The sequence below is a fragment of the Vibrio sp. Vb0598 genome (genome assembly GCF_033338935.1).
In the GTDB taxonomy this organism is placed as follows: Bacteria; Pseudomonadota; Gammaproteobacteria; order Enterobacterales; family Vibrionaceae; genus Vibrio; species Vibrio alginolyticus.
In genome coordinates, this window is record NZ_JAWOTP010000033.1 from 20,541 (window position 1) to 27,015 (window position 6,475).

Annotated in this window: 6 protein-coding genes; 2 read left to right on the top strand and 4 right to left on the bottom strand. The window is 41.7% G+C overall.

Features of this window, described 5'->3' with window-relative positions; genetic code table 11:
- The first annotated feature begins 350 nt into the window (after positions 1–350).
- Together R7Q38_RS21895 and R7Q38_RS21900 are read left to right on the top strand one after the other, a co-directional pair.
- The gene (locus R7Q38_RS21895; RefSeq protein WP_239939100.1) at positions 351–1,319 is read left to right on the top strand and encodes an LPD25 domain-containing protein; all 969 of its coding nucleotides are present in this window, start codon (positions 351–353) and stop codon (positions 1,317–1,319) included.
- A gap of 31 nt (positions 1,320–1,350) precedes the next feature.
- Positions 1,351–1,500, top strand: coding sequence for a hypothetical protein (locus R7Q38_RS21900; RefSeq protein WP_239939101.1), 150 nt, complete (start codon positions 1,351–1,353; stop codon positions 1,498–1,500).
- Between the two features lie 45 nt (positions 1,501–1,545).
- Here R7Q38_RS21900 and R7Q38_RS21905 read toward each other — a convergent pair whose 3' ends face one another.
- From R7Q38_RS21905 to R7Q38_RS21920, 4 genes are all read right to left on the bottom strand, one after another.
- On the bottom strand, positions 1,546–2,982 hold the full coding sequence (locus R7Q38_RS21905) for a hypothetical protein (protein WP_239939102.1): 1,437 nt from the start codon (positions 2,980–2,982) through the stop codon (positions 1,546–1,548).
- On the bottom strand, positions 2,982–4,358 hold the full coding sequence (locus R7Q38_RS21910) for an AAA family ATPase (RefSeq protein WP_239939103.1): 1,377 nt from the start codon (positions 4,356–4,358) through the stop codon (positions 2,982–2,984). The genes R7Q38_RS21905 and R7Q38_RS21910 overlap by 1 nt, the downstream gene beginning before the upstream one ends.
- Positions 4,358–6,163: a DUF1998 domain-containing protein gene (gene drmB, locus R7Q38_RS21915; RefSeq protein ID WP_239939104.1), complete on the bottom strand. Its 1,806-nt coding sequence runs from the start codon at positions 6,161–6,163 to the stop codon at positions 4,358–4,360. The genes R7Q38_RS21910 and drmB overlap by 1 nt, the downstream gene beginning before the upstream one ends.
- The coding region (locus R7Q38_RS21920; RefSeq protein ID WP_318114353.1) for a hypothetical protein at positions 6,163–6,475 on the bottom strand (313 nt) is incomplete at its 5' end. The genes R7Q38_RS21920 and drmB, both read right to left, overlap by 1 nt.

Genomic DNA, 6,475 nt, shown 5'->3' on the forward strand with positions numbered 1-6,475 from the left:
TTCGCGTACCTCCTCACTCGTTCCTCCCTCAATCGGTGGCTCAACCAAGCCAATAAAAAATACAAACAGCGTATTTCCCATTGTCTTGGCCCTACGGGTCACAATCAGGGCTATGGGGTTGTCGCTGCCAGCCAAGTTCTGTCTGACCTTGGCTAAGTGCAGTGCATTCAGGTCCCTGTGTTGATTTTCCCTCGTGCGTTTTGCGCCAACTTCTTAACCTTTAAAACCTCAGAACCTGCCCGTAAAAAGTGAAATGGACGCTACGCGCTTTTGACGGGCAGAACCACGAGGTTTTGAAGGGAAGTTAGGCGAAAACGACGGTGAAAATTAAATCAAACAAGGAGCGTATCATGTCACATTCCCTTTCTTCCCAAGTTCACAGCACTACGGCAGTCAGCGCGAGCAACGTATCTCCGTTGCATCACTCAGGCTCTACAACAGTGAAAGTCTCGCCGCGTTCGGTGTTGGTGAATTGGTCGGAATCCTCTCGCTTGAATGAGGGAGAGGAATTCCCATTCAATATTTTTGAGGCCATCGCGTTAAAAGCGGCGTTAGATAATTCGCTTGGTGGTTACGATAAAACAGACATTTCGGTGAATTTCGATAATGGCCATCAGCACCGTTGCCGCGTCGATTTGGGCTGCGGTGGCAATGAGTGTGGGTTTGCGGATCACTGCTTTCGTGTGCTCGAGAACTCGCTATCGCTTGAGAAAAGTGAGCCGTCGCATTGGTATTTTACTGACGCCCAGGGGCGAGAACTGCTCGCACTGATTAAAACATATCAGTTAAATCGGCATACGGTGGCGTTGTCTCGCTCTCAGGTGTTAGCGAGCACCCGTTTAGCGAAAGCACAACAAGAAGCAGAGGAACTGGCAAAGGCAGAACAAAGGAAGGCAGACCATCAACAACGAGTGGAACAAGAGAAAGCGTTTCAAGCCTCTCTATCAATACCGGATTGGGCACTGGGGGCAATTGTGGCGACATACACGGTTTTTGATGAGGACAACAGCGATCCCTATGCGGATGATTACCGATTCAACACAGAGAAAACCATTATTCTCTCTTGGTCTAAACATACGCGCCGGTTATTTCCAGAATTGCGTAAAGCGTGCTTAAACCATGAGGATACGGCGTTTTTAGCGGATAAAGCGCAAAGCTGTGAGCATCGTGAAAACTATTCGATGGGGGCCGGTACCTATCTCACGAATAAGGATTTTATTCGTTGTGGTTGGTCGGTGCGTAAAGTGCGCTTTTGGCGTGAAGATAACAAAGCTATTTACGTTCCATTGGGTGAGCTGGCTCACGTAGTACAAGTATAAATGTGCGGGCTCATAGCATGGAGGTGTGACCATGTCACAAGTTCATTACTTCACAGTTGATGCTCGCTTAGTCCACTTGTTCGAAAAGTTAGCTACGTTGAATGTCGTGCTCGGCGAGAAGATAGTTACTAGGGAAGATTTTGAGCTGTTTTTGGAAAAAATAATCGAATGGCATAAATAGTAAAAAAGCCAAAGCAAATAATGCTTTGGCTTTTTGGATTGCTATTTAATTTACAACTAGCTTACTCGATTTCTGGGCAATTTTAATCGCAATGAGTTCATCAAGAATGTACTGTAGTTTATTTTTTAAATCAGCCTCTTTAGCCCAAACTAGAGGTAAAGTGATGTATAAACCTCGATCTTGTATGACTTCTATTCTTACTCCTACTGGTAATTTTCCTTGTAACAGCAATAAATTGAGAGCTAATTGTCCCTTAAGTTTTTCCATTCCTTTGGTTCCATTAGCATCTATGAGTCGCCACGCTAAGAAACTCTCAGGTTCATACTCAAGCGAAAGATCAAATCCAGCCATAGGTTTAACGGCGCAAAGCTGAAATATGTCTGGGCTGGCTCTTTTGAGCCAAGGTTCTTGCTCTAGTATAAATTTGATTTCGTCAGGGGAGATTTGTTCCTGGGTTGGAATTTGCTCGATTGGTTCACTTGTTAGCTCATCAGATGCATGGTTGTAAAGACTTGCATTTAGCAACTGAAGCTGTGTTCTATCTGCGAGCATGTTTCTTTGCTCTACACTCAGGTAGCTGTAACCTGCCCTTGCTCCTACAAAGATATTTGCTAGAGAATAGACTTTTTCTCCTAAATGTTCTTGAAGGCTAACTTTCATAGCATTGATATTGTCCTTCTCTGGATTGAGAAGGACAAGGATCATCGCTCTTAGAGCGATGTTCTTATCATCAGAGTAAATAAGGTTAACGTCTTCATTGTTAATTATTCTTTGAGCAGTCTCGAACCAACGTTTAACATCATCGGAGTTTGCTTCTGGAGGTAAATTCTTTTTAAGCTCTTCAACGACCTCTATTAATTGCCAACCTGTATCTATATTAAACTTGCTGCACACCTTGAAAAATTCAATCGCGACAACCAGTTGGTTAGTATCTTCTAAATAAGAAGTTAGAATTGCATTCAATAGTTGATCTGCATTGCCTAGATAATTGGACAGCTCAGTTGTGAACTGAGGATGTGTCAATAGATGAGAATGAGTTGCCGCTATAATTGCGTCATTCAAAGCCATCTTTAACGTAAAAGCATGTTTGTCGACTGTTGGAGGCTCAACAATATCCAGAGTTAACTCTGAGGATTCATTATTACTTGTCAAAATGCGGCAGTTGATGGTACGTGAGTCATAGTTTTCATAACTACGTTCTACAAACATATCTAAACTATCTTGGTTAGTGAAACCAATATCAGATATGTGGCAATATGGCAGATAAGAGCCCCCTAAGTTTTGTGTCAGCCCTACAACTACATTTTTATCTCCCACTTTTCCTTTATTAACAAGGGAATGCATTGTGGTGTGATCAAAAACCTTCTGCCCATTCACATCAAAGCAATACTCTAGAGGAAGAAGTTCGTAAGTGAGAACGTAACGACTAAGGTAGCGTTTAGAAAGCATCACGTAGCACGTTGTATTAGGGGTCATTTCCATTATTCTTGTTCTCTATAATCGATTAATCCAGAGGCACGGTTCGGAAAGTGCTCGAAAAAAGCAGGGTTAGCTCTAGTGCCATCATTACATAAGAAAACTAGTTCTTCACGTGCTCTTGAACACATAACGTAGAGATTCATCTTAAAGGTTGTCAGGTCAGTATCATCAACAGTAAAAGACTGTAATTGAGGGATAAAAACAGCATCGAATTCTAGTCCCTTGCAGCTCTTACGATGTAATACCGTCACTACTCCTTGCGTGTCAAATACCAAGTCTTCGCTACTTTTATAGTTCTTACTACTGTATGACTGTACAGTATAGTTAATCAAGCGGTCAGCTATCTCTTTGACGAATAGTTCCCGATCTGTGTCATTGTCAACAATTACACCAACTTCTAATGCTGCTCTGTTTTTTAGTGAACGACAAATATATTGAATCTGCTGCTCAACGTTACTTACAACAACCAACTGAGGTTTGTTCCCTTGTCGATTAGGTAGTTTTGGAACACCAGTTGGTAGCCCTACATAAAAATGACTTGCTACTTTTGCTATTTGATATGTATTTCTGAAGTTAATTGTTAAAGAAAACTCACGCTCAGGTTTCTTGTTCAATTTAAGAGTCGTTCTAATGTCTTCTAAACTAGAGTGACGATTCTCTTCCAGTCTTTGATTCTCATCCGCAAGGATCGTTAATGCCCCATGCTCTAATTGCTTAGATGTCAGATGTAAGAACGAAAAAAGGCCAGGTTCGAAATCTTGTGCTTCATCAATAATCAAGTGTCCCCAATCGACCATTTTTTCTTGAGGTTGATCTAGGTACAAGTCACGCATTGCTAACCAATTGTATTGCCATCGTGCAAGCTCCAATGGTTCATATGAAGTCCCTGTCCACGCGCTATAGATACTAGGATCTGAGTCATACCGGCTTTTTGGGACGTACCACATCCCTTTTTTATTTGTGAATGGGTTGAATTTATTAACCCCCCATTTCCCGCCGACTTTTTTTAACTTGTCCTTATCCTCATAAGGGCAGTTCACAAATGCTCGGTCCCCATCAATAATGAGTGTTTCCGAGCTATGACCTGTAGTGATTCTATGTGACCTCCACCATTCGGGAAACCAAGTATGCATCGTTTTTGATTGCACGTTTCCATTTATTTCAGCTGCCACATTCTCTGTGTAACGCCTTAGAACACGGTTGTACATTAAAACAGTTACGTCACGGTTTTTATTAGCTAATATCTGCGCTCTAAGGAAGGCAATTACAGTTTTACCTGTTCCTGGAGGACCCGAAACCAGAATACTTCCATCGATAGGTGCATCTTCAAAAATGTCTTGTTGTTCTTCGCTTATTTGACGCGCATTAGGCATTCTCATTAGCTAAACTCCTGCTGCGCATTATTGACAATTTTAGTAAATAAGCCTTCATAATTATCTGTACCGATTAAAATCTTTCGGTCCAGTAAAAGGTTGTTATTCTCGCAACTAGTTTCTGAAATTATTGTACAAGAGTGACATGCAGCTTGGTTTAATCCCATAATGCCTAACTCTTGCTTTTCACTACACACTGGATCATTAGAGCACCAGTATGCAGTTTCTAACGCAGCTAACATTGCTGGAAACAATCTGTTAGCTTCGCCTTGCTGAACGAGTCCCCCCAAACTTCCTTCTGAATCACCATCAGCTGTATATATAAGCAGTCCGGCTTGACCATCATCAGCATAGATTCTCTCTCTTAGAGAACCACTAGAATACCCACTTTCAAAACTTAGCTGTCTAATTAATAGGTGGGCTAAAGTATGTAGAACTAGAAACTTCACGCTTGGAACTGGCAAATAAGTAGAGCTGAGCTCCGTATGGTGCTTATTCAACTTTTCAATTCGCAGCTTTAACTCTTGTGGCATATGCTGTTCCCAAGTGTTAATGACAGAGTTATCCATTTCAATGAATATGCCTTCGCCATAGACTTCAGTAGCAGGAAGCCACGATCTATTCTCCAAAGCGGTTTTGGGGCTAACAACGTTATCACTTGGTGATACGCGCTCAAATCCACAAAATGCACGTACTTCACGTAATTTATCTAATAAAACAACTCGCTTTATTACAGAATCAAAATCAAAAGTGGGATAGTTAGCCCAGTCTGCGACCTTAGCTTTAAAAGTTTTAGTCTCTTTACTCGCAATATCTGGAGAAGAAAGAACATCCCACTCAGCAACTCTTAAGTCTTCATCTTTCGGAACTTTAAACGTCCGTTGTTCCTTTTCTTTACCAGTTACTGCGTTCAAAACTTGTTCTTCAGTAAGATCAAACTCTTCTGCAATTTCTTCAACATATGCGTTAATTAGACGTTCTTTTCCATCAGATAAAGCAGTCATCAAACTTTCGAAATAATTTGATTCTTTTATCTTGAGATATATTTGGTTCCCAGAGCTTTTCTCTGAATGAGGGATATCCAATGCCGAGCGCACTATTGAGTAGTAGAGGTTGCTTGCTCCCCTTTGTAATACATGTAACTGTTCATCACATTTGCGCTCTGCAGGATCTTTATATTCCCAAGGCTGAGTATCATTGCATTTAACACCTGCGAGCCCTGTCTGACTCATTATTTCTTTAAGAGAGTTTTTTGAGCCACACTCTGGATTTTTACACTCAACATAGAGCGCATCCAAACCGCTACCAAGCTCAGGGTTAGACAGGAAGTAGAGTTCCGGGCTTTCACAAGTCTTCTGTCTACTATTTTTGTGAGCCCAGTACACCCAAGGAATATCTTGAAGATGCCCTTTTTGACACGCTGCGACAAAACGCATAGGAGCAAGAACTTTTTGCTTACATGAGTTATTCGCACATACCGGTATTCCATCTGCGTTGAGCTTACCGGTTTCTTTTTTCCAAAGTTCCATGCGTTTACAACGTGGACAGAACATCCATTTCGGGAAACGGACTGTCATTAAAGCATTATGGGGACCGACCTCATCTCTCTTATTCTTGATTACCGGCGGTTTTTTCAAAGCCCATACGCCAGCTTCGCGAGATAAACGATCAAGTTTTATCTCTTCAAGCCTTTTAGGCCAATAAATCGGGTCTGCTAATGCAAGAGATTCGTCACCAAGTTCAATGATAGAACCAGGGCCAAAAGGTGAAATCAATTGAGAACTACGGTAAGCGCGGTTTGAATCTGCCATTAGTTCTCTCCTCTAATAAACAAACAGGTTTCAGTATCGACATTTCTCATTGAATTTAGGGTACGCCACGCTTCATCATGTTGCGCACTTTCATAAGGTTGGATTAACGGTTGAAATTGCTTTTCTCCCGTGTAGTGGCTTAAAGGCTTAGATGTTCTATCACAACGTTCCTGCCATATGTCGACTAGAGATTGAAGGTATTCTAGAGTCTCGTCTTTCTCCTTTTGTGGCATACCGTCCATAGCCTTTACGATACGCTTTTTAAATACCGCCAAGAGTGTTTTGAAGTCAGAATGGGACACATCTAGGTGC